At 63.7% G+C, this 21,799-nt stretch carries 19 protein-coding genes; 5 read left to right on the plus strand and 14 right to left on the minus strand.

The window, feature by feature from the left end:
• Positions 1-42: 42 nt before the first annotated feature.
• The 3 genes from CCD76_RS04840 to CCD76_RS04850 all read right to left on the minus strand — a co-directional run bounded on the left by CCD76_RS04840 (position 43) and on the right by CCD76_RS04850 (position 3,176).
• Positions 43-1,572, minus strand: a complete 1,530-nt coding sequence (locus tag CCD76_RS04840; RefSeq protein WP_087718407.1) for a tripartite tricarboxylate transporter permease — start codon at positions 1,570-1,572, stop codon at positions 43-45.
• Between the two features lie 2 nt (positions 1,573-1,574).
• Entirely contained in the window at positions 1,575-2,123 is a 549-nt protein-coding gene (locus CCD76_RS04845) for a tripartite tricarboxylate transporter TctB family protein (RefSeq protein ID WP_157956986.1), read from the minus strand.
• Between the two features lie 72 nt (positions 2,124-2,195).
• Positions 2,196-3,176 carry a Bug family tripartite tricarboxylate transporter substrate binding protein gene (locus CCD76_RS04850; RefSeq protein WP_087718408.1) on the minus strand — a complete coding sequence of 327 codons (981 nt, stop codon included), beginning with the start codon at positions 3,174-3,176 and terminating at the stop codon, positions 2,196-2,198.
• A gap of 272 nt (positions 3,177-3,448) precedes the next feature.
• Between CCD76_RS04850 and glnE the strand changes: the two genes are divergently transcribed.
• Together glnE and CCD76_RS04860 are read left to right on the plus strand one after the other, a co-directional pair.
• On the plus strand, positions 3,449-6,412 hold the full coding sequence (glnE, locus tag CCD76_RS04855) for a bifunctional [glutamate--ammonia ligase]-adenylyl-L-tyrosine phosphorylase/[glutamate--ammonia-ligase] adenylyltransferase (protein ID WP_087718409.1): 2,964 nt from the start codon (positions 3,449-3,451) through the stop codon (positions 6,410-6,412).
• Between the two features lie 68 nt (positions 6,413-6,480).
• A complete protein-coding gene (locus CCD76_RS04860) occupies positions 6,481-7,098 on the plus strand; it encodes a YrbL family protein (protein WP_071229814.1) in 618 nt (205 codons plus the stop codon).
• A gap of 125 nt (positions 7,099-7,223) precedes the next feature.
• Here the strand turns inward: CCD76_RS04860 and trhO are convergent, their stop codons facing one another.
• From trhO to CCD76_RS04890, 6 genes are all read right to left on the minus strand, one after another.
• Complete coding sequence (gene trhO / locus CCD76_RS04865; RefSeq protein ID WP_218776959.1) at positions 7,224-8,174, minus strand: oxygen-dependent tRNA uridine(34) hydroxylase TrhO; 951 nt, start codon at positions 8,172-8,174, stop codon at positions 7,224-7,226.
• 153 nt (positions 8,175-8,327) lie between these two features.
• Positions 8,328-9,299 carry an ornithine cyclodeaminase family protein gene (locus CCD76_RS04870; protein ID WP_087718410.1) on the minus strand — a complete coding sequence of 324 codons (972 nt, stop codon included), beginning with the start codon at positions 9,297-9,299 and terminating at the stop codon, positions 8,328-8,330.
• A 10-nt stretch (positions 9,300-9,309) separates the two neighbouring features.
• A complete protein-coding gene (locus tag CCD76_RS04875; RefSeq protein WP_087718411.1) occupies positions 9,310-9,780 on the minus strand; it encodes an OsmC family protein in 471 nt (156 codons plus the stop codon).
• A 13-nt stretch (positions 9,781-9,793) separates the two neighbouring features.
• Positions 9,794-10,444, minus strand: coding sequence for an FMN-binding negative transcriptional regulator (locus CCD76_RS04880; protein WP_087718412.1), 651 nt, complete (start codon positions 10,442-10,444; stop codon positions 9,794-9,796).
• 2 nt (positions 10,445-10,446) lie between these two features.
• Positions 10,447-11,196: a GNAT family N-acetyltransferase gene (locus CCD76_RS04885; RefSeq protein WP_087718413.1), complete on the minus strand. Its 750-nt coding sequence runs from the start codon at positions 11,194-11,196 to the stop codon at positions 10,447-10,449.
• A gap of 4 nt (positions 11,197-11,200) precedes the next feature.
• The gene (locus CCD76_RS04890) at positions 11,201-11,647 is read right to left on the minus strand and encodes a GNAT family N-acetyltransferase (RefSeq protein ID WP_087718414.1); all 447 of its coding nucleotides are present in this window, start codon (positions 11,645-11,647) and stop codon (positions 11,201-11,203) included.
• 155 nt (positions 11,648-11,802) lie between these two features.
• Between CCD76_RS04890 and pdxR the strand changes: the two genes are divergently transcribed.
• The gene (pdxR, locus tag CCD76_RS04895) at positions 11,803-13,248 is read left to right on the plus strand and encodes a MocR-like pyridoxine biosynthesis transcription factor PdxR (protein WP_087718510.1); all 1,446 of its coding nucleotides are present in this window, start codon (positions 11,803-11,805) and stop codon (positions 13,246-13,248) included.
• 15 nt (positions 13,249-13,263) lie between these two features.
• On the opposite strand, the gene CCD76_RS04900 is transcribed toward pdxR, so the two are convergent.
• Together CCD76_RS04900 and CCD76_RS04905 are read right to left on the minus strand one after the other, a co-directional pair.
• Complete coding sequence (locus tag CCD76_RS04900; protein WP_179208848.1) at positions 13,264-14,553, minus strand: mechanosensitive ion channel family protein; 1,290 nt, start codon at positions 14,551-14,553, stop codon at positions 13,264-13,266.
• A 161-nt stretch (positions 14,554-14,714) separates the two neighbouring features.
• Positions 14,715-15,230, minus strand: a complete 516-nt coding sequence (locus CCD76_RS04905; RefSeq protein WP_087718416.1) for a YchJ family protein — start codon at positions 15,228-15,230, stop codon at positions 14,715-14,717.
• A 128-nt stretch (positions 15,231-15,358) separates the two neighbouring features.
• Here CCD76_RS04905 and CCD76_RS04910 point away from each other — a divergent pair, with 128 nt between their 5' ends.
• Positions 15,359-16,075, plus strand: a complete 717-nt coding sequence (locus CCD76_RS04910; RefSeq protein WP_087718417.1) for a DUF3581 family protein — start codon at positions 15,359-15,361, stop codon at positions 16,073-16,075.
• A gap of 163 nt (positions 16,076-16,238) precedes the next feature.
• Positions 16,239-17,060 (plus strand): ion transporter, encoded by an 822-nt coding sequence (locus CCD76_RS04915; RefSeq protein WP_087718418.1) that lies wholly within the window; start codon positions 16,239-16,241, stop codon positions 17,058-17,060.
• A 188-nt stretch (positions 17,061-17,248) separates the two neighbouring features.
• Here the strand turns inward: CCD76_RS04915 and nirD are convergent, their stop codons facing one another.
• The 3 genes from nirD to CCD76_RS04930 are packed head-to-tail and all read right to left on the minus strand — an operon-like array spanning position 17,249 to position 21,563.
• Positions 17,249-17,665 carry a nitrite reductase small subunit NirD gene (gene nirD, locus CCD76_RS04920; RefSeq protein WP_087718419.1) on the minus strand — a complete coding sequence of 139 codons (417 nt, stop codon included), beginning with the start codon at positions 17,663-17,665 and terminating at the stop codon, positions 17,249-17,251.
• A complete protein-coding gene (nirB, locus tag CCD76_RS04925; protein WP_087718420.1) occupies positions 17,662-20,226 on the minus strand; it encodes a nitrite reductase large subunit NirB in 2,565 nt (854 codons plus the stop codon). Before nirB ends, nirD begins: the two co-directional genes overlap by 4 nt.
• Positions 20,223-21,563, minus strand: coding sequence for an NAD(P)/FAD-dependent oxidoreductase (locus tag CCD76_RS04930; RefSeq protein ID WP_087718421.1), 1,341 nt, complete (start codon positions 21,561-21,563; stop codon positions 20,223-20,225). The genes nirB and CCD76_RS04930 overlap by 4 nt, the downstream gene beginning before the upstream one ends.
• Positions 21,564-21,799: the final 236 nt, after the last annotated feature.

A 21,799-nucleotide genomic window follows, 5' to 3' on the forward strand; every position in this document is an offset into this window, starting at 1 on the left:
ATACCGGGCCCGCCGGCTGTCGGCGGGCCTGGCGGTCGTGGCTCAACTTGCGGGAGGCGTACCCAGGCTGTTGTCCTTGGGCTTGCGGATCACCATGAAGTAGAAGAACACCACCGTCAGGGCGATGAAGAACAGGCTATCCGGGCTGGTGAAGAAGATCGACGGGTTGCCGTCATTGATGGAGAGCGCGCGACGGCAATACTCCTCCAGGCTCGGGCCGAGCACGAAGCCCAGCAGCAGGCAGACGGTGGGATACTTCTGCTTGCGCAGGAAGTAGGCCAGCACGCCGAACACCAGCGCCAGCGCCATCTGGAACGTGGAGTAGGTCGCCACGTAGCTGCCCACCAGCGCGACGATGGCGATGCTCGAGTAGAGCACGTCGCGGCGAATCGACACGATCTTGAGGAAGTAGGGGCCGAGCAGGTAGAGCGTCAGCGGAATCAGGATCAGCGCACTGACGAACAGCGAGGCGAACATCGGCGCGATCAGATCGAGCTGCTGGGTCATGAACTGCGGGCCGGGCTGCAGACCGTTGATGACCAGCACGCCGAGCACGATCGCGGTGGTTGGATCGCCGGGGATGCCGAACGTCAGCATCGGCACGAAGGCGCCGCCGCACATCGAGTTGTTGGCGCATTCCGCCGCCGCGATGCCTTCCGGATTGCCCTTGCCGTAACGCTCGGGGTGCTTGGAAGAGCGCATCGACTCCGCATAGGAGACGAAAGCCGCCATGGAGCCGCCGGCGCCGGGCAGGATACCCACCGCGTAGCCGATGACCGCGCTCTTCAGGTAGCGCATCACGCCGATTTCCCGAACTTCCGACAGCGGCGGAATGAAATCGCGACGGCGCACCTTGGCCGCCTGGATCATGCTGGGATCGACGGTTCGGCTGCTGCGGCTATCGGCCTGGATCAGCAGTTCACTGATGGCGAAGGTGCCGATGATCAACGGCATCATGTCGATGCCCTGGACCAGCACGCTGGTGCCGAAGGTGAAGCGGGCCAGCGGCTGCACCACGTCGATGCCGATGGTGGCGATCATGACGCCGAACAGCGTGGCGATCATGCCCTTGGTGATCGACCCACGCTGGGAAATGATGATCACGATCAGTGCAAAGGCGATCAGCGAGAACTTGCCCGGCGTGCGGATCAGCAGGGCGACGTCGGCCGCCAGCGGCGCCATGACCATCAGCAGCAGCGCGCCCAGCGAACCGCCGATCATCGAGCCCAGTGCGGCGTGACCGAGCGCCTTGGCGCCTTCGCCGCGCTGCTGCATCGGGTAGCCTTCCAGCGCGGTCATCATCGACGACGGCGCACCGGGAATGTTGATGGTCGTGGCGGTGATGCTGCCGCTGCACATGCCTGCCATGAAGATGCTGGCGCAGGCGACCAGCGCCGTGGTCACGTCGAGGCTGTAGGTGAGCGGCAGCAGCAGGGCGATGGCCAGCACCGAGGTCAGGCCCGGCACCGCGCCGAAGAAGGTGCCGATCAGAAAACCGCCGATCATGTAGAGCAGGGTTTCAGGATTGGCGAGGGCGGCGAAACCGCCCAGCAGACCGGAAATCGAATCCATGATCATTGACTCCAGAGCGTGGGCAGGCGGACCTGGAAGACGACCTCGAACAGCAGGTAGCCGGCGACGGTAATGACGATGGCGGCGATCAGCTTGGTCAGCCATTTCTCCCGGAAGCCGCCACTGAACAGGCCGGTCAGCAGCAGCACGTAGACGAAAGTGGCGACGAAATAGCCGATCAGGTCGAACGCCAGCAGGTATCCCGCCGTCAGCACGACGACGCCGATCGCGCCGAGGGAGAGGCCGACATACTGCCTGCGGCGCGGGGCATCGTCGCTGCTCTCGGCGTTGGCGGCGGCCTCTTCCTCGGGCGCCTTGGCCTTGCCGCGTAGCGCATGAACCATGGCGCAGGCCAGCGCGATCAGCATGAGGATGGCGGTGGCGATGGGAAAGAAGGACGCGGTCATGTTGCCGCCCTTCATTGGCGGGCCGAGCTGGATCGCCGAGATCAGGTAGACGAGGGTGATGAGCGCCAGCGCCGCCGGCACGAAAAACTCACCGCCCAGACTCGAGCGCTGGGTCGACTGTCGAGATGAGGGTTTAGATGTCATGAAGGCACCTGTGTAGACGACAAGGCGCCATGCGAGGGGCATGGCGCAGCGTGGATGAGAATGATCGGAGACTTATTTCTCCAGCACGCCCTTGTCGACCAGTTCATCCATGGTGTCGAAGAGCTGCTGCTGGGTGTCGTTCGCCCATTCGGTCACGTCGTCGGCGCCCAGCCAGGCGGGCGTGACGCCGATCTTCTTCAGCCACTGCTGGAACTCGTCGCTCTCGTAAGCCTTGTGGTAGGTGGCTTCCAGCTTCTCGATCACATCGTCCGGGGTACGCGCCGGTGCCACCATGACGATGAAGCTGCCCATCTGCAGGTCCAGGCCGGTATCGGTCTCGGTGACCGGCGGCACGTTGGGGAAGCCTTCGTTCTGGGTGTCGGAGAACTCGACCAGGCCGCGGGCCTGACCGGATTCGATCAGCGGCGCCAGGTCGCCGAGGCTGGTAACCACGGCGTCGACCTCGCCGTTGAGCAACGCTTCCTTCTGCGACGCCGCGCTGTTGTCGTAGGAGACGATCTTGAACTCGGCGCCGGTCAGATCCTGAAGTTGCAGCAGGGTCAAGTGGGTCCTGGCGCCCATGTTCTGAATGCCGATGCGAATGCTGCCGGGTTCTTTCTTGGCGGCGGCGATCAGGTCATCCAGTGTCTTGTAGGGGGAGTTTTCCGGCACGGTGATCGCGTCGGCTTCGCTGGTGATGCGGGCGATCATGCGCATCTTGTCCATGTTGAATCCCGGCAGCATGTTCTTCCACGGGATCGTGATGATGCTGTCGTAGGTGATCGCGGCGACGGTCTGCCCATCCGGACGCGCCTTCATCAACTGGAGCAGGCCGGTTGCCGTCATGCCGCCTTCCACGTTCTCGACATACATCGAGACGGGCAGCGACTCTTCGGCGATATTGGAAACCTTGCGGACGATGGCATCGGTACCGCCGCCGGCGGCTGCCGGCACGATGACGCGGATATCCCGGTTCGGGAAATCGGCCTGGGCGGCGCCGGCCGCCAACGATGCGAGGCAGGCGATGCCGAGGAGTGTCTTCTTGAGCTTCATGGCGTATCCCTTGCTTGATGGTGCAGTTCGAGAGTGGATCCACGGGCGGCGTTCTCTCGTTCGAGCTAACGCCCGCTGGACCCGACGAATTGGCTTGTGCCTTTGTAGCCGTTTTATTCGTACGATGTAATACAACCTTGGTGTGACATCATCGATAATCTGCGACTTAGGCGCGGGCACGATCTGCATCGCTTGGGCCTGACACGGGGCTTCGCTATGCTGGCGGGGCATTCACCAGTCAAGACCCCGACAACAGCCGTCTGGAGCACCCGATGCCGTTACCCGAACCCTGGTTCGCCGAGATCGATAGTCCCGCCACGCTTGCGGGAGCTTGGGCTGAGGCCAGACAGCGCCTGGACGAAGGGCTGGACGCCGCCGGTGCCGATCCGGCCGTCACCGACGCCTGGCTCTCCCTGAGCGATGTGCGTCGGCGCGAGCTTGCCCGGCTGGTCCTGCTGTCGGACTTCGCGCTGGACGCGCTGGTGACGCGGCCGGCGCTGCTTCCCGGCCTGATCGACAGTGGCGAGCTCGAGGCAGCGCCGAATCGGGCGCAGATCGAAGACGCGCTGCACCAGGCGCTGGCAGAAGCGGACGACGAAGCATCGCTCCACAGGGCGCTGCGCCGTTTTCGTCAGGCGCGGATGCTCGGCATCGTGTGGCGGGACCTCAACGGTGCCGAGATGTGGCAGACCGCCGCCAAGGTTTCGGAACTCGCCGAGGTCTGCCTCGAAGGCGCGCTGGGTTGGCTCGAGACGCATCTCGCGCCCCGGTGGGGCAGCCCTGCACCGCGCCGTGACGGCTCGCCTCAACGCCTGATCGTGCTGGGAATGGGCAAGCTCGGCGCCGGCGAACTCAACCTCTCCTCGGATATCGATCTGATTTTCGCGTTTCCGGAGAAAGGCACGACCCGGGGCGGGGAGCGCGAGTATGACCATCAGCAGTACTTCACCAAACTGGGGCAAAAGCTGATCGCCGCGCTGGATGAGATCACCGCCGACGGCTTCGCCTTCCGGGTCGACATGCGCCTGCGACCGTTGGGCGACGGCGGGCCGCTGGTCGGCAGCTTCAACACCTTCACCAGCTACTATCAGGATCAGGGGCGCGAGTGGGAGCGTTACGCCATGCTCAAGGCGCGCCCGGTCGCGGGCGATCTCGATGCCGGGCATGAACTGCTCGATGAACTCAGGCCCTTCATCTATCGCAAGTATCTGGATTTCGGCGCGATCGAATCGCTGCGCGAGATGAAGGCGATGATTCACCGCGAGGTCAAGCGGCTAGGGCGGGACGACAACATCAAGCTGGGGCGCGGCGGGATCCGCGAGGTCGAATTCGTGGTCCAGGCGTTCCAGCTGATCCGCGGCGGCCGGGATACCGAGCTTCAGGTCACCTCGCTGCGGGAGGCCATGGCGCGCCTGGTCACGCTCGAACTGCTGCCGCAGCCGGTGGTCGACGAGCTGCGCGAAGATTACGTCTTCCTGCGGGATCTGGAGCACGCGCTGCAGGCACAGCAGGATCGCCAGACGCAGCAGTTGCCCGACGACACCGAGAACCAGGCGAGGTTGGCGATGGCGATGCGACTGCCGGACTGGGCTGCCTTGAAAGACGCGCTTTCGGCCTGCCGCGAGCGGGTTCGACGCCATTTCGATGCCGTGGTCGCCGATCCGGACGACGAGTCGCCGGCATCCGACGACGACTCGCCCCAGGATGACACCGCCTGGCGGCAGCTGTGGCAGGGGGAGATGGATGATACCGAAGCCGAGCGGTTGATGGCGGCGGCGGGTTACGAGCTGCCCGAGGCGCTGCGACGCCTCAAGACCTTTCGCGACTCCCGCGGCGTGCAATCGATGCAGCGTATCGGCTACGAGCGCCTCGAGGCCGTCATGCCGATGCTGCTGGAGGCCGCCGCCGAGAACGAGGCGCCCACTACCGCCCTGGAGCGGGTGCTGCCGCTGATCGAGGCGGTGTTGCGACGCACCGCCTATCTTTCGCTGCTGCGCGAGAACCCGCAGGTTCTGCCGTCGCTGATCCGGCTGTGCGCGGCCAGCCCCTGGATCGCCGAACAGCTGGCGCGCCACCCCATTCTGCTCGACGAACTGCTGACCCCCGCGACGCTTTATTCGCCCGCTGACAAGCAGCGCCTCGCGGACGAGCTGCGCCAGACGCTGGCGCGGATTCCCGAAGACGACGAGGAGGGCTGGCTGGAGGCGATGCGGGTCTTCAAGCAGACCCAGGTGCTGCGCGTTGCCGCTTCCGACATTGCCGGCGGGCGCGTGTTGATGAAGGTCAGCGACTATCTGACCGCGATCGCCGAGGTGGTGCTGGATAGCGTGCTGCAGATGGCGTGGCGTTCGCTGACCGCACGGTACGGACACCCCAGCGCCAGAGACTCGGCCGGTCAGGCGGCCTTTTTGATCGTCGGCTATGGCAAGCTGGGCGGCATCGAGCTGGGGTACGGTTCCGATCTCGATCTGGTATTCCTCTACGATGCCGCGCCTCGGGGCGTGACCGACGGCGCCAAGTCGATCGATAACCTGGTGTTCTTCACCCGGTTGGGGCAGCGCATCATCCATCTGCTCACTGCGACCACGCCCAGCGGCACGCTCTACGAAGTCGACATGCGGCTGCGCCCTTCGGGGAACGCCGGGTTGCTGGTGTCGTCGCTGGACGCCTTTGCCGAGTACCAGCGCAACGAGGCCTGGATCTGGGAACACCAGGCGCTGGTGCGCGCGCGTGCCGTGGCGGGCGACGGCACGCTGAAGGAACGCTTCGAGGCCGTTCGCCGGGAAGTGCTGGCGCGGGAGCGCGACGGCGACGAGCTCCGCCACGAAGTCGTCAAGATGCGCCTGAAGATGCGGGAGCATCTCGGCAGCGGCGGCGAGGCGCGCGAGGCCGGCCAGTTCCATCTCAAGCAGGATGCCGGCGGCCTGGTGGATATCGAGTTCATGAACCAGTATGCGGTGCTGGCGCTGTCGGCCCGGACGCCGGCACTGCTCGAGGTCACCGACAACATGCGGCTGATGGATGCGCTGGCCGAGAGCGGCAAGCTCCCCGAACAGGATGCGCGGAAACTGCAGGCGGCGTATCTCGCCTATCGCGATGCGAGCCACCGCGCGGCGCTGGCCAAGCGGGGCAGTCTGGTATCTGCCGAGGCATTCGCCGATCACCGCGAGCATATCCTGGCGCTGTGGCGACGCTGGATGGAACCGGCCGCCGAACGCGAGGCGAACGATCAATGAGAACAGCGTTTGATTAAGTTATCATTATAGAGGCATGACGTCTCAATGGCGGCTCGGAGTGGCCCGCAATGTATCGACTTGTTTCTGCCAACGAAATTGCCCACGGCAACGATCGGGCCATCTTCCGGCATCCGGAACGCCCCGGATGCTGTATCAAGGTGCCGCGCTTTCCCGAGCGCGGTAGCCAGCAGAACGAGCGCGAGAAGGTCTACTTCGAGAACCTGTTGCGCCGCGGCATGGTCGATTGGCGCCATGTGCCGGCGTACTACGGGACGGTGGCGACGGACCAGGGCGAGGGTCTGGTCTTCGACTTGATCAGCGATGCCGATGGCCAGGTCTCTTCCACCATTCGGCAATACCGTCAGCGAGACGAGACGGCCTGGCTCGAGACCCAGGCCTTCTCCGACGAGCTGCAGCGGCTTTATCTTTACCTGCGCGACAACTGGATCGTGCCGTCCGACATCAATGACCGTAATATCGTCTGTCAGCGTCTGGCAGACGGCACTCAGCGGTTGTGGCTGATCGATGGCGTTTCCAACCCCGATTTCATGCCGCTGGCCAATATCTGGCCGTGGTTTGCGCGTCAGAAGATCGATCGCCGCATGAAGCGGTTCTTCACCAAGCTGACGGCCTCCGGGCTGCTGCCGGAAGCGGAAAGAGAGGAACTGCTGCGTAGCGTGCAATGAGCCCGCGATGCAGCAGACACCGATAGAAGAGCAGGCGTCGATGGAAGGCCTGCGACGAAAGCCCATCGATAAACGAAAACGGCCTCTCGATCGATCCGAGAGGCCGTTTTCGTTGGCGGAGCCGATCAATGCTCCGTGGTGGTCTCGCGCGGGTTGCGGCCGATCGGATGCGGCTCGTTGCGGGCTCGGGCCAGTTCGATCTGTTTCTGGCGCTCGCGGGCGCTGGCGCGGGTCTTCTCCGGTAGCGAATCCCAGCAGTGGGGGCAACTGATGCCCGGCGAATACTGCTCCGACGCCTGGTCTTCGACCGAGATCGGCATGCGGCAGGCGTGGCACTGCTCGTAGGCGCCCTCGCTCAAGTCATGACGAACGGTGACCCGGTTGTCGAACACGAAGCAGTCACCGCGCCAGCGGGTTTCGGCCTCGGGAACCTTTTCCAGATAGCTCAGGATGCCGCCCTTGAGGTGGAAGACCTCCTCGAACCCTTCGTTGAGCATGAAGCTCGAGGCCTTCTCGCAGCGAATCCCGCCGGTACAGAACATCGCCACCTTCTTGTGCCGGGCGGGATCGTAGTGCTGCTTGACGTAATCGGGGAACTCGCGAAACGACTTGGTCCTGGGATCGATGGCGCCCTCGAAACTGCCGATCGCCACTTCGTAGTCGTTGCGGGTGTCGATCACCAGCACTTCCGGGTCGTCGATCAACGCGTTCCACTGCTCCGGCTCGACGTAGGTGCCGACGCGCCGGTTGGGATCGATATCCGGCACGCCCATGGTGACGATCTCGCGCTTGAGCTTGACCTTGGTGCGATAGAACGGATGTTCCTCGCAGTAGGACTCCTTGTGCTCGAGTGCGGCGAAGCGGGTATCGCGCTTGAGCCACCCGAGCAGGGCATCGATGCTTGCGCGCGTGCCGGAAACGGTGCCGTTGATGCCCTCGAAAGCGAGCAGCAGAGTGCCCTTGACGTCGAGACGCTTCATTTCGTCGAGCAGCGGCTCGCGCAGGGCTTCGAAATCATCGAGCGTGACGAACTGGTACAACGCCGCGACGACGATCGGTTGATCGCTGATTGACATGCAGGACTCCTGGTTGTCGCTCTCGCAAAGGGCGGACCGGGTGAGGTAAGGGGCTGCCGATGCCCCGATGAACGTCGCGCATTTTACGCCGCTGAGCGCGAGCGTCCAGTGACCGACTGCCGCAGCGCGAACGGCGCCGAGTGTCGTCTTGCGTTACTGAACGGTCTCGGCGATATAGCGTGCGATCATCAGATCGAGATGGGCGCCGCCGCCATTCTTGAACACCGTGATATCGCTGTCGCTGGTTCGGCCCGGTTGTTTTCCGAGAGAGCCGTCATCAAGAGAACCGCCATCGCGAGAGCCGCCAGCCAGAAGATCGTAGAAATCCGCGATCACGTCGCTTTCGGCAATGGCACCTTCGGCAATGGGGATCTTCAGCTCGCCGATGTGATGAATTGTGGTCTCCCGGCTATCGACGAACAGCCGGCTGGTTTGCAGCAATTCGTCATCCGCCTCGCGCATGTCCGCCTTGTAGGCGCCGATGAGGTCGACATGGGTGCCGGGCTGTATCCACTCTCCCAGAATCAGCGGCGCGCGTGCCATGGTGGCGCTGGAGATGATGTCCGCCGAGCGGGCGGTCGCTTCCAGATCGGTCACGGCGGTGACGTTCAGGCCGCGCTTGGCACAGGTCTCGGCCAGCGCCACGGCTTTGTCGTGGGTGCGGTTCCAGATGCTGATACGCGCCAGATCGGGGAAGAGGGTGGTGTAGGCATCGATCAGGCTCGCCGCGACCGTTCCAGCACCGCAGACCAGCAGATGACGACTGTCCGGCCGTGCCAGCAGGAGCGCGCCCAGCAACGAATCGCTGGCGGTCTTGATTTCGGTGACGAGCCGGCTCTCGATGATCGCTTTCAACTGGCCGTCGTCGGGCGAGAAGTAGAGCATCGCGCCCTGTACGGTATCCAGCCCGCGGGCGGCGTTGCCGTCGAAGACGGTGACTGCCTTGGCGCCGTAGCCAAGGCCGGGGATGAAACTCGAACGGTTGAGCAGCGTCCTGTCGGCCGGCCCCAGGAAGGTATCGCCGATTTCCGGCCGGGCGGCGCGGTGACCCTGTTTCAGGGCCTCGACTGCATCGGACCAGGAGAGATGATTGCGTGCTTCGTTATAGGTGATGAGTTGGGTCATTTCAGGTATCTCAGGGGTCGACGATCTCGGTCACGACATCGGTCTTGACCGAATTGGCGATGAAGCAGTCGCGATGGGCCTGGTGGTGCATCGTTTCGAGCTGCTCGCGTGTCGGCCGACGCTCGCCAGAAAACGTCACGGCCGGCCGCAGCGTCACTCGCGTAATTGAGAGTCTTCCTTCAGGATTCTTTTCCATTATGCCGACGGCCTGGTCTTCGTAACGGTCCACGGCAAAGCGTCGTTTGGCGGCGATACTCAGGAACACCAGCATGTGACAGCTGGCCAGCGAGGCGACGAATGCCTCCTCGGGATCGACATGGGACTCGATGGAGTAGGGCAGCGGAACCACGTGGGGCGATGACGATGCCGGTACGTTGACACCCCCATCGAAGCACCACTCATGGCCGCGGCTGTAACGGTTGTCGGTGAAGGTTTCGTCGGGGTGTCGCTGCCAGTGGACGCAGGCGGAATATTCGGACATGGCTGTTCCTCCTCTAGTCGATTCCGCTCAAGCAGAGCGAGTCTGCGTCATCGTAACCGGACTCGTCGCGCAGTCCTCGCAGAATCGCCTCGCGCTCTTCCATCGGCTTGTGCTGGCTGGCCTTGCGCTTGCCTTCCAGGCGCTCGATGGTCAGTTCGACGCCGATGATGGCACGGCACATCTTGTCGATGAAATCCGCTGGTGCGTCATTGACCGCCCAAGGTGTTTCCCGGTCTCGCTCGAAACGGTTGGTCAGTTCCGTGACGAGCTTTTTCAGCCAGTCCGCGTCGTCGATCAGGCGCAGCCGGCCGTGGGCATGCACCACCTGATAGTTCCAGGTCGGCACGACCTTGCCGTGTTCGCGCTTGGCGGGATACCAGCTCGGCGTGATATACGCCTGCGGGCCGTGGAAGATCGCCAGGGCCTGACAATCCAGGGTCTGGCAATCCAAGCGGCCCGGAGCCAACGGGTTGGCGCGCGCGATATGCCCGCGCAGCGTACCCGGCGATGGCCCGCCGTCGGCAGCCTCGAACAGCAGCGGCAGATGGTCGGCGGTAAACTCACCTTTCTCGCTCTGCGTGACCAGCGTGGCAAACGGTGCCTGATCGATGGCCTGCTTCAAGGCGTCCGGATCATCGAGACGGAACTGGTTTGGCTGGTACATGATCAACACTCCGGCTTTGTCAGTTCGGCGGTCATCTTCGAAAGCGATTGGTGCTGGCGGCCGTCGGCATCGAAGTTGTTCGGTGTCAGCCAGCGACGATGGCACTCGCGGATCGCTGGCCATTCAGCGTCGATGATCGAGAACCAGGCGGTGTCGCGGTTGCGGCCGTTGACCACGCGATGCTGACGAAATATCCCTTCGAAGCGAAAGCCCAGGCGCTCTGCGGCGCGCCGCGATGGCGCGTTCAACGCATCGCACTTCCACTCCACCCGGCGGTAACCGAGTTCGAAGGCGTGGCTAATCAGCAGCATCAGCGCCTCGCTGGAGATCGGCGTGCGCGCCATGCGCGGCGAGAAATTCAGGTGGCCGATCTCGATGCTGCCGTCGACCGGCACGATGCGTAGATAAGTCGCCATGCCGACGGCCCGATCGTCCGCCGGATCGATGATGGCGTAGCAGTGCGGATCATCGCTCGCGGTCATCGTCGCGAGCCAGCGTCGACAGCCGGCTTCGTCGTCGAATCCGCGTCCGCCAAGATAGGTCCAGCGTGCCTTGCCGTCACGATCGCCGGCGATATCGGGGTCTGACGACTGCCAGGCTCGCCAGAGCGCGGGCGAGTGAGCCGAGGCATCCAGCGGTTCGAGGCGGCAGAAACGGCCCTCCAGGGTTTCGGCTCGAGGTGCCAGCGGCGGCTGCCAGCCGTCGATATCCGGGCCGACGGGCTGGCCATATTCGTTGATGAACGGAGTCATGGCATCACACGCTCAATAGGTAGGTATAAAACGCCTCGTCGCGCTGCCAGCCGAGCGCCTGGTAGCGAGACTGGGCGGTCACGTTGTCGGTCTGGGTGCGCAACATCAGCTGTGGCACGCCGTGCTCGACTGCCAGTGCCCGGGCAGCTTGCAATAGCGCGCTGCCGATGCCGTTGCGACGAGCTTCGGGTACGACGAAGAGATCGTTGAGGATCCAGCGTGTCCCGAGCGAGGTGGTGGAGGGCACGGGAAACAGCTGCACGAAGCCGATCGCCGCGCCGCTCTCATCCAGCGCGATCAGCAGATGCGAGTCGTCCCGTTCGAAGCGTTGGGCCAGGAAATGCCGAGCGCCTTCCGGGTCGCTGGGTTGCCGATAGAACTGGCGATAGCCATCGATCAGTGCAACGAGACTGTCGATATCCTCGGGGATGGCGGCACGAATGTTAGGCATGGCGGGCTCCCTGGCGAGCGAACGGGGTGACGAGCGTGACGTGAGGCCAGTTTGGCCTCATGCTGGTTCCTCGATAAGGGCCAGTTGATGCAATAGTGAGGGAACCAGTGCCGCCATCTCAGGACCACCGGCTGTGGATCGTCGAAGCGCTGACCATGCAACTCGCGTTGCCATCCGCGGCGACCTTGACCCAGCGACTCTATCAGTCGCTAAGAGACTGGATTCAGGAGGGCAAGCTTGGTGCCGGCACGGCGCTACCTTCCTCTCGCCAGCTGGCATGCGAACTCGGGCTGGGTCGCAATACCGTGCTGGGCGCCATCGACCGGCTCGCCGCCGAAGGATTCGTGGAGACTCGCCGAGGCGCGGGAGTCTTCGTCGCCGAGTGGCGACCGGAAGTCCTGACGGCGACGGTATCGGCATCCGGTATTGCGGCGCCGTCGCTTTCCGCTCGGGGCCGGCGCATTCTCGATTTCAGCGGTGTGCTGAGCGATCGCTACACGGCCTTCGCGCCGGGCGTGCCCGCACTGGACCGGTTCCCTCGTGAACGCTGGCAGCGGTTGTTGCGCCGACATCGCCAGCGGGCGCCGCTCGAATGGCACGACTACCAGCATCAGGGCGGTGTCCCGGCATTGCGAGAAGCGCTGTGCGACTATCTGCAGTTATCGCGATCGGTGCGTTGCCGGCCCGGGCAGATCCTGATCACCCAGGGCGCCCAGCAGGGCTTCGAGCTGGTCGCCCGGTTGCTGGCCGATGCTGCTGAGGCCGTGTGGGTGGAAGAGCCTGGCTACGGCGGGGCTCAGTCCTGCTTCGTGGCGGCCGGTCTGGATACCGTGCCGCTGGCCGTCGACGAGGATGGGGCGAACGTGGAGCGCGTGCCACGGGAGACGCCACCGCCGCGGCTGATCTATGTCACGCCCTCACATCAATATCCCAGCGGCGTGACGATGACCTTGCCGCGCCGGATGGCGCTGCTGGAAGCGGCTCGGCGTCATGGGGCCTGGATCGTCGAGGACGATTACGACAGCGAGTTTCGCTATGCCAGTGCGCCGATCGCGTCGCTGCAGGGGCTCGTCGACGATGCCCCGGTCATCTACGTCGGCACTTTCAGCAAGGTACTCTACCCGGGATTGCGGCTCGGCTATCTGGTGCTGCCGGAAGCGCTGGTCGATGCCTTCAAGCGAGCCAATGCTCGGCTTCACCGGGAAGGGCAGTACGTGGCGCAGGCCGCGGTGGCAGCGTTCATTGCCGAAGGGCATTTCGTGCGCCACGTCGCGAAAATGCGTGGGCTCTATCGCCAGCGTCAGGCGCAGCTGCGACGAGCGCTGGCCCCGGCGGTCGCGCGCGGGCTGGTGCTCTCGGCGGGGCAGGCGGGGATGCACCTGGTTGCCGAGCTGGATAGCTTCGAGCTCGAGACCGAGCTGGTCTCGCGGGGGCGGGAGGCCGGGATTCTGCTGTCGCCGCTATCGCGCTATTTCCTGCAGCCGCCCGGCCGGCCAGGTCTGGTGCTGGGCTACGCTGGCGCCACCGAAGCCGAGATCGCGTCGGCCGGACGCTGGCTGAGCGATAGCTGGTGCCAGCTGAGCATTCGCCACGGGCGCTGAGCGCGGGCGGCCGATTCAGGCGTCGCTGTCGTCGTCCTGCGGGTCTTCTGTTTGACGGGGGCCCGGATTCGAATGGCGGCGTTGGTCATCGGGCGAACGGCGCTCGGTCCGCGACGAGGCGGTGTCACGGTCGCTGCGTGACGTGGCGTCTCGTTCCTCGTCATCGGGGTGGTCGCGCTCGGGCTCCTGATGGCGAATGCCCTCGGGGAAATAGACCCGGGATGCCGGAATGGCCAGCTCCGCGCCGTGGGAGTCGATGATGTCGCGGATCTTCAACAGAATGTCCTGCTTGATCTCGTGGAAACGCTGCCAATCCGTCTCGTGGGTGAAGGCGTAGACAATGATATCCAGCGAGTACTGGCCGTAGGTGGAGAAGTTGACCGTGATCAGCTCGTCCTGATTGATTTCCTCGTGCTCCAGCAGCAGGTTGCGAATATCCCGGGCGACATTCTCGATGGCGCCGATGTCCTGGTAGCGGAGGCTGATGGTTTCCCACAGGCGACGGCTGACCATTCGGGTCGGGGTCTCCACGGAGATCTGGCTGAACCAGGCGTTGGGCACGTAGAGCGGTGGCCCGGCGAAGGTTCGGACGGTGGTGAGGCGCCAGCCGATATCCTCGACGATGCCCTCGATCTGGCGCTCGGGCGAGCGGATCCAGTCGCCGACCACGAACGGCTTGTCCAGATGGACCACCATGCCACCGAAGAAATTGGCGATGACATCCCGCGCGGCGAAGCCGATCACCAGCCCACCGAAGCCACCCATGGCCAGAATGCTCGACATCGACACGCCCAGGATCTGCAGCCCGATCAATATCAGCGTGACGATCAGGATGGCACCGACGATCTTGGTCAGGGCCGATGCCGAGGTGGGATCCACCGGCTTGGCATGGCAGTTGCCCGGCGGAAAGACCAGGCGCTGCTCCAGCCGTCGGAAAAGTCGGATGCCGCCCCAGGCGACCAGGAGCAGCGTAATCAATGCCCCGACCCGGGACAGCACGATGTTCAGCCGCTCGATCTCGAAATGGTTGCCGATCACGCCGAGGCCGACCATCAGCGCGGTGACCCAGACCCACCAGCGTAGGGGAAGACGCAGTCCATGAAGGATAGGGTCGTCCCAGCGCCGCGGCGAGTTGCGCAGGCGTCGCTCCATCCGGTTGAGAACGAAGTGCAGGGCGATGTCGACGATGACCGCGATCAGCAGTATCAGCGCGGGCAGCACGATCCAGCCCGGAATATGGAGCCATTGGCCGAGTTCGGTCTGGAAGCGGGAGAGAAGATTCGTGGCGCTATCAGAAATATTCATGCACCTGCTTTTCATGTCCGGAAATCGAAGCGTTTCGACGCTGCAACAGAGATCGAGCTTAGTGTGTCGATGAGTATCCGGCGCGTCGATTCGATAAAAGCGTAGCGGGACGAAGGGGCATATTCCACAGGGTGACTCGATTCGGCGTGCCTGCGATCGGTTCAGCGCAGGCAGCAGCGCTTGGCTTTCTTGCCGCTTCCGCAGGGGCAGGGCGCGTTACGCGAGGCGGTGGCAGCGGTAGGCGGATCGATGATGCCGTCGACATACCGCCAGACGCCCTGACGTCGGCGAAAGCGCGAACGCTCGTGAAGCACCTGCGGCGTTGCCGCTGGCCCTGCACCGAACGGGCGGCAGTGTGCCTTGAACTCGACCGTTGCCCTGGCGCCGTTTTCATGGGCATCGAGAATCTCGAGCCCCAGCCATTGCTGCTCCTGGCGGTCCAGCTGCTCTGCCGTCAGAGCCGGATCGATGGCGTCGGTGTCCCAGGTCCTGATGAGATAGTCGCCGAGCCCGCCCAGCGCAAAGGCGGTGTAGCGTGAGCGCATGAGCGCTTCCGCCGTTGGCGCGGGCGCTTCCCCGCGATGGTAGATCCCGCAGCAGTGGCGGTAGGACAGGCCGTTTCCGCAGGGGCACGGTCGAGTCTCGATGTCTTCAGAGGCTGTGGTTGGAACATTCATTTGGGTAAACTACGCTATCGTTTGTCTCTAAATGTTAATGGTGCGCTGCGATTTGCCCTAACATGTGGTAAAAGTGCGGCGCCTGGAATCCCCAACGCCAAGTCATTCGATACGTGGGTCGACCACTTATGTTTCTCGACGAGTTCCATTCTACCGACGCGGACCGCATCTGTATCACCGCAGAGCAGGCCAGTCAGTTTGCGCGTCAGATCGCGGGAGATTACAACCCGATCCATGACCCTTGCGCGCGGCGTTTCTGCGTGCCCGGCGACCTGCTGTTCGCGCTGGTGCTGTCCCGTTACGGGCTGTCTCAGCACATGACGTTCCACTTCTGCGGCATGGTGGGGGACAGCGTCTCGTTGAGCTTCGTCGAAGAGGAAGAGACCGGCACCGTCAGCGTCGTCGACCAGAGCGGTAAACAGTATCTGAGCGTCAAGCGCAGCGGCTGGACGATTCATGACCCGGGCACCGTCGAGACTTTCACCCGTCGCTACGTGGCCTTCTCGGGCCGCAACTTTCCGCATTATCTCAAGCCTCTGCTCGAAGAGAAGGGTGTCATGTTCAATCCCCAGCGCCCGCTGGTGATCTACGACAGCATGGGATTCACGCTCGAGGATCACGACCCGTGTGATCTGGATCTGGATTTCGCCGGCGCCAATCTGGACGTCAAGGGCAAGCGCGGAGAGGCTCATCTTGAATTCCGCATGAGCTGCCGTGGCCGTGACGTGGGCATCGGCTCCAAGAAACTGGTGATCAGTGGTCTCCAGGACTACGACGCGGAAAAGATGGATACGTTCGTGACCAATTTCACCCAGCTGAAACTGGCCAACCCCTGTTCGGCCTGATCGCACGCGACTCGTGTGAGCTGATGCGTCGGGGGCGCGTGATACTCGGCGGACGTTGAGCGGGCGATTCGCGTCACATCGGCCCATTTGCGGATAATGCCGTTCATCCTGTCGCGGCCAGAGGGCTGACGGGATCGGGGCGCACAGGTGAACGGGACTTGCCATGAAGGAACATGTCACCCCTTTTCAGTTTTTTATCCTGGCGCTCTCGTTCTACGTGCTGGGAGCCATGCTGGCCGAGCTTTTTCTCGATCTGCCTGCCGATATCCTCCAGTTATTCGATTATCTGGACTACATCGTCTGCTTTTTCTTCTTCATCGATTTCTGCCAGCGGTTCTACCGCGCACCCAATAAATGGCGCTATATGCGCTGGGGGTGGCTGGATCTGCTGGCAAGCATTCCTGCCGGCTGGTTTCAGGCTGCGCGTCTGGCCCGTGTCGTTCAGGTCATTCGTGTGCTCCGGGCGCTGCGGTCGCTGGAGTTGATCTGGCAACTGCTGTTTCGTAACCGGGCCGAAGGCGTATTGGCGTCGGCGGCGACGGCGACCGTGCTGCTGGTGGTCTTCGGAGCGATGACGGTATTGATGGTGGAAACGCCCAATCCGGACAGCCCTATCAATACGGCGGAAGAAGCGTTGTGGTGGGCGATCGTGACCGTTACCACGGTCGGCTACGGGGATTACTATCCGATCACGACGCTGGGGCGCATCGTCGCCGTGTTGCTGATGGTCTGCGGGGTCGGGCTGTTCGGTAGTTTCGCGGCTTACGTGAGCTCGCTTTTCGTCGAAGATCAGGAAGAGTCGGAATCCCGCCAGCACAAGGCGAACCGGCGCATGATGCGCCACATGATCGAGCAGGTGAGCGAGCTTCAGGTCGAGATCGAATCGCTGCGCCAGGAGCTGCGCGATCATCGTCGGGAGTTGGCCGAACGCCAGACGCGCGAGCACGAGGATCGTGACCGAGAGGACGATAAAGCGAAACGATGAGCGCGATGACGATATTGCATTGCCAGGGAAATATAAGGGTGCTAATATAATTTCCATCGAATGTAGATACTTCGATTAGCAGTCGTTCGAGTCGCGTCTCCTAGTAACACCCCGCCTCGCCCGCGCATCCCCCCTCTTGCGCGGGCTTTTTTTGTCCTGATTTCGCGCATCGTTTTCCAGTTACGTCATCACGAATCCGCCCCGACGGGGATGTGAAGCACCACGTTATCGCCGTCCCACCCGACGGACCAGGTACGCAAGCGCCGCGTGGCATCCTCGAGACACTGGCCATCCGTCAGCCGAAAATGCTGTTTGTAGATAGGCGAGGCGACCACCAGCTCGCCCTTGAGATCGCCGACGATGCCCCGGCCGATCACGTTGGCACCGGAAAACGGGTCGCGGTTGTCCAGGGCGTAAATCTCGGGCTCATCGGCCCCGTCAGCGGCTCCGGGCCGACAAGGTAAATAGAAAAGCGCTATCTGATGCCCTTCATGCCAGGCGACGATGCCGGAGCCGGCAACCAGGTCCGCCCGGCTGCACAGGCGAACGGGGCGTGAAGAAGAGGCAGACCGTGCTGCCTCGTTTTCCAGGATGAGTTCGCTCATGACGTTACCTCCACCGCCAGTGCGGCAATCTCTTCGGGGCGCGCAGGTCTCGGCTGGTCGCGCTCGCTGACGGCGATGATGTCGGGATCGCTGCGCTTGTCGTTGACGAAAGTGCGGAAGCGCTTGAGCTTTTCCGGATCCTTCAGCGCCCCGGCCCATTCGCACTCGTACTGATCGACCACGTGCTGCATCTGGGCTTCGAGCTCGTCACCCAGCCCCAGGCTATCCTCGAGAATCACCGCCTTGAGATAGTCGAGTCCGCCTTCCAGGTTCTCGCGCCATACCGAGGTGCGCTGAAGTCGATCGGCGGTGCGGATATAGAACATCAGCAGCCGGTCGATGATGCGCAGCAGCTCGGTGTCGTCGAGATCGGTGGCGAACAGCTCCGCATGGCGCGGGCGCATGCCGCCATTGCCGCAGACGTAGAGATTCCAGCCGTGCTCGGTGGCGATCACGCCGACGTCCTTGCTCTGGGCTTCGGCACATTCCCGCGTGCAACCGGAGACGGCGAACTTCAGCTTGTGCGGCGAACGCAGCCCCTTGTAGCGATTCTCGATGGTCAGTGCCATGGCGACGCTGTCCTGGACGCCGTAGCGGCACCAGGTGTTGCCGACGCAGGATTTCACCGTGCGGGTGGATTTGCCGTAGGCGTGGCCGGTCTCGAAGCCGGCGGCGATCAGCTCGCTCCAGATGTCCGGCAATTCATGCAACTGGGCGCCGAACAGATCGATACGCTGGCCGCCGGTAATCTTGGTGTAGAGATCGTACTTCTTGGCTACCGCGCCGATGGCGATCAGCTTGTCCGGGGTGATCTCGCCACCGGGAATGCGCGGAACCACCGAATAGGTGCCGTTCTTCTGCATGTTGGCCATGAAGGTGTCGTTGGTGTCCTGCAGCGGCACCAGCGATGGGTTCGTGATCGGCGCGTTCCAGCACGAGGCGAGGATCGAGGCGACGGCCGGCTTGCAGATGTCGCAGCCCATCCGGCCTTTACCGTGACGCGCGTGGAGCGCCTCGAAGCTTTGAATGCCTTCGACCCGGATGAGGCCGTAGAGCTCCTGGCGGGTGTAGGCGAAGTGCTCGCACAGGCTGCGGTCGACTTCGACGCCACGGCTTTCCAGCTCGTGTTCGAACACTTGCTTGAGTAGTGCCGTACAACCGCCGCAACCGGTGCTGGCCTTGGTGTCGGCCTTGAGCGTGCCGAGATCCGTGCAGCCGGCCTCGACCGCCTGACAGACCGCCCCTTTGGAGACGTTGTGACACGAGCAGATGGTCGCTGTCTCGGGCAGGGCATCGGCACCCAGCGTCGGCGCGCCTTCGGTGCTGGGGAGGATCAGCGCGGCCGGATCCTTGGGCAGTTCCAGGCCGTTGCTGTAGTACTGCAACAGGGTATCGTAGTAGCTGTTGTCGCCTACCAGCATGGCACCGACCAGCTTCTTGCCATCGCTGGAGACCACCAGCTTGCGGTATTCCTGCTTGATCTGATCCAGATAGCGGTACATGCGAGCCCCGGGGGTGCGGTCGCCATGCGCATCGCCGATCGAGCCGACATCGACGCCGAGCAGCTTCAGCTTGGTGCTCATGTCGGCGCCCTGGAAGGTGAGTTCGCCCTCGACCAGGGTGTCGACGGCGGCCTTGGCCATCTGGTAGCCGGGGCCCACCAGGCCGAAGATGCTGTCCTGCCATAGCGCCACTTCGCCGATGGCCAGAATGTTCGGATCGCTGGTGCGGCAGTTGTCGTCCACCACCACGCCGCCGCGCTCGCCGATCTCCAGCCCGCAATCCCGGGCCAGCCGATCCTGGGGGCGGATGCCGGCGGAGAACACGATCAGGTCGGTTTCCCACACTTTCTCATCCTGGAAAACCATGCGGTGCTGGTGGTCCTGGCCGTCCTCGATACGCTGAGTGGCCCGGCCCGTCAGTACCTGAACCCCCAACTGCTCGATCTTTTCGCGCAGCAGATCGCCGCCTTCGGTGTCGACCTGCATCGGCATCAGGCGCGGCGCGAACTCCACCACGGCGGTGTCGAGATTCAGGCCGCGCAGGGCATTGGCGGCCTCCAGCCCCAGCAGGCCGCCACCGACGACCACGCCACTGGAAGCCGTTTCGGCCGCGGCGCGGATCGCATCGAGATCGTCCAGAGTACGGTAGACGAAACAGTTGGGGCGGTCGTTACCCGGAATCGGCGGCACGAAGGGGCAGGAGCCGGTCGCCAGGATCAACTGGTCGAAAGCGTGGCCGCCACGTTCGGTGACGACGAGGCGGGATTCACGGTCGATGGCGCTGACGGCTTCTCCCAGGCGAAGGTCGATGCCATGTCTGGCGCAGAAGTCCGCTTCGCCCAGGGCCAGGGCATCGGCATCGCTGCCGGTGAAGTAGTCTGATAGATGCACGCGATCGTAGGCGCGGTGGCGTTCCTCGCCGAAGACGGTGATGGCGTAGTGCTGATGCGCCTGGCGTTCGACCAGCTGCTCCAGACAGTAGTGGCCGACCATGCCATTGCCGATCACGATCAGGCGAGGCTTGCGGGGCGGGGTCGGGGTGTCGGCTTCGAAGGTCATGCCGCTTCCTCCAGTGAGTGTTGAGTGTCTTCGGTCAGGCGTTGCGCGACATCGCTCGCGCCGAACAGCAGCAGATCGCGATGGTGGCCGAGATCCGCACCGGCTCGGGACAGCTGAAACAGCGCCGGACCATCGCCGGTATCGCCGTAGAGCACGGCGCCGATCAGTCGGTCGTTGCGAAGCAGCAGGCGGCGATAATCGCCGCCTTCCGGGTCGGCGTAGGTCAGGATGTCGTCGTCGGGTTCCGCCTCGACGGGGCCGAACGCGTAGAGAGAGATGCCGGCGACTTTCAGCCGCGTGGCGCAGGCGCTGTCGCTGTAGGGTTGCGGCGTCTGGCCGCCGAGGAGATCCGCCAAGGTCTCGACCTGCTGCCAGATCGGCTCGACCAGGCCCACTGTGGTGCCGTCGAATTCGCAGCATTCACCGATGGCATGAATCCGGGGATCGCGGGTAGTCAAGGTGGCATCGACGCAGATGCCGGCGCCGACATCGAGACGGGCCAGGCGGCCGAGCTCGGCGTTGGGCGTGATGCCGGCGGCCACCACCACGCAGTCGGCGGCCAGTCGGCGGCCGTCGGTCAGTCGCACGGCCTGGACGTTGCCCTGGGCGTCGGCGTCACAGCCGGACAGGCTCGCATGGGTCTCTATCGTCAGCCCGCGCCGTTCGAGCGTGTCACGCAACCAGGTGGCGGCGGTGACATCGAGCTGGCGGTTCATCAGTCGATCGCCGCGCTGCAAAAGCGTGACCGCCAGGCCACGCTTGCGCAGGCCCTCCGCCGCTTCCAGCCCCAGCAGCCCGCCGCCGACGACCACCGCCCGGCTGCCCGATGATCGGGCGATCAGCCAGTCGACATCGTCGAGATTGCGAAAGCCGCCGACGTTACCCAGCTCGATGCCGGGAATAGCCGGCAGCGTGGGGCGTGAACCGGTGGCAATGACGAGACGGTCGTAGTGAACCGGGTCGCCGATGTCGGTATGGACACGTCGATGGGTACGGTCGATCGTCACCACGCGCTCGCCCAGCCGCCACTCGACGCTGGCGGACATCTCGTCGCTCAGCCGGGTATCGAGGGAGTCGCGTTCGATCTCGCCGGCCAGCCACGGCGACAGCAGGATCCGGTTGTAGGCCGGTGAAGCCTCCTCGCCGATCGTGGTGATGTGAATCGGCCGGGTCGGACGGTCCTGTAGCGCCTGCAGCAGCCGGTGTCCGGCCATGCCATTGCCGATGATCACCAGATGTTCTCCGGCATCGGGTGGTGCTTTGGATGGCGCATCGGCTGGTGCTTTGGATGGAGCATTGGCTGGTGCTTTGGATAGAGAAAGGGCGGTGCTGCTCATGTTGATCCCCCGTCAAGCGACGTTTTCAAGCGCAGACGTTTTCCGAGTTCGGAAGAGATGCCTGGAAAAACGGCGGCGCAACGCAAAAAGGCGCCTGATGACACGGAGTATTGAACTCCGCGGCATCAGGCGCCTTTGCCTGAATATCGATGTGCCTGAATATCGATGCGACGCCCGAGAGCCGACGAATGAAGCGGCATCGTCAGCCTACCGGGGCGTGCCATGGCTATCTGGCG

This window comes from Salinicola salarius, from assembly GCF_002179555.1.
GTDB lineage: Bacteria > Pseudomonadota > Gammaproteobacteria > Pseudomonadales > Halomonadaceae > Salinicola > Salinicola salarius_A.

Bases quoted from the DNA above. Each gene is read 5' to 3' on its own strand.
- CCD76_RS04915 (WP_087718418.1), top strand. From the start codon at position 16,239: ATGAAGGAACATGTCACCCCTTTTCAGTTTTTTATCCTGGCGCTCTCG.
- CCD76_RS04890 (WP_087718414.1), bottom strand. From the start codon at position 11,647: ATGCCTAACATTCGTGCCGCCATCCCCGAGGATATCGACAGTCTCGTT.
- CCD76_RS04870 (WP_087718410.1), bottom strand. From the start codon at position 9,299: ATGACCCAACTCATCACCTATAACGAAGCACGCAATCATCTCTCCTGG.
- nirD (WP_087718419.1), bottom strand. From the start codon at position 17,665: ATGAGCGAACTCATCCTGGAAAACGAGGCAGCACGGTCTGCCTCTTCT.
- CCD76_RS04875 (WP_087718411.1), bottom strand. From the start codon at position 9,780: ATGTCCGAATATTCCGCCTGCGTCCACTGGCAGCGACACCCCGACGAA.
- CCD76_RS04845 (WP_157956986.1), bottom strand. From the start codon at position 2,123: ATGACATCTAAACCCTCATCTCGACAGTCGACCCAGCGCTCGAGTCTG.
- CCD76_RS04885 (WP_087718413.1), bottom strand. From the start codon at position 11,196: ATGACTCCGTTCATCAACGAATATGGCCAGCCCGTCGGCCCGGATATC.
- CCD76_RS04910 (WP_087718417.1), top strand. From the start codon at position 15,359: ATGTTTCTCGACGAGTTCCATTCTACCGACGCGGACCGCATCTGTATC.
- CCD76_RS04850 (WP_087718408.1), bottom strand. From the start codon at position 3,176: ATGAAGCTCAAGAAGACACTCCTCGGCATCGCCTGCCTCGCATCGTTG.
- CCD76_RS04900 (WP_179208848.1), bottom strand. From the start codon at position 14,553: ATGAATATTTCTGATAGCGCCACGAATCTTCTCTCCCGCTTCCAGACC.
- CCD76_RS04840 (WP_087718407.1), bottom strand. From the start codon at position 1,572: ATGGATTCGATTTCCGGTCTGCTGGGCGGTTTCGCCGCCCTCGCCAAT.
- CCD76_RS04905 (WP_087718416.1), bottom strand. From the start codon at position 15,230: ATGAATGTTCCAACCACAGCCTCTGAAGACATCGAGACTCGACCGTGC.
- pdxR (WP_087718510.1), top strand. From the start codon at position 11,803: ATGCAACTCGCGTTGCCATCCGCGGCGACCTTGACCCAGCGACTCTAT.
- CCD76_RS04880 (WP_087718412.1), bottom strand. From the start codon at position 10,444: ATGTACCAGCCAAACCAGTTCCGTCTCGATGATCCGGACGCCTTGAAG.
- CCD76_RS04930 (WP_087718421.1), bottom strand. From the start codon at position 21,563: ATGAGCAGCACCGCCCTTTCTCTATCCAAAGCACCAGCCAATGCTCCA.
- CCD76_RS04860 (WP_071229814.1), top strand. From the start codon at position 6,481: ATGTATCGACTTGTTTCTGCCAACGAAATTGCCCACGGCAACGATCGG.
- nirB (WP_087718420.1), bottom strand. From the start codon at position 20,226: ATGACCTTCGAAGCCGACACCCCGACCCCGCCCCGCAAGCCTCGCCTG.
- glnE (WP_087718409.1), top strand. From the start codon at position 3,449: ATGCCGTTACCCGAACCCTGGTTCGCCGAGATCGATAGTCCCGCCACG.
- trhO (WP_218776959.1), bottom strand. From the start codon at position 8,174: ATGTCAATCAGCGATCAACCGATCGTCGTCGCGGCGTTGTACCAGTTC.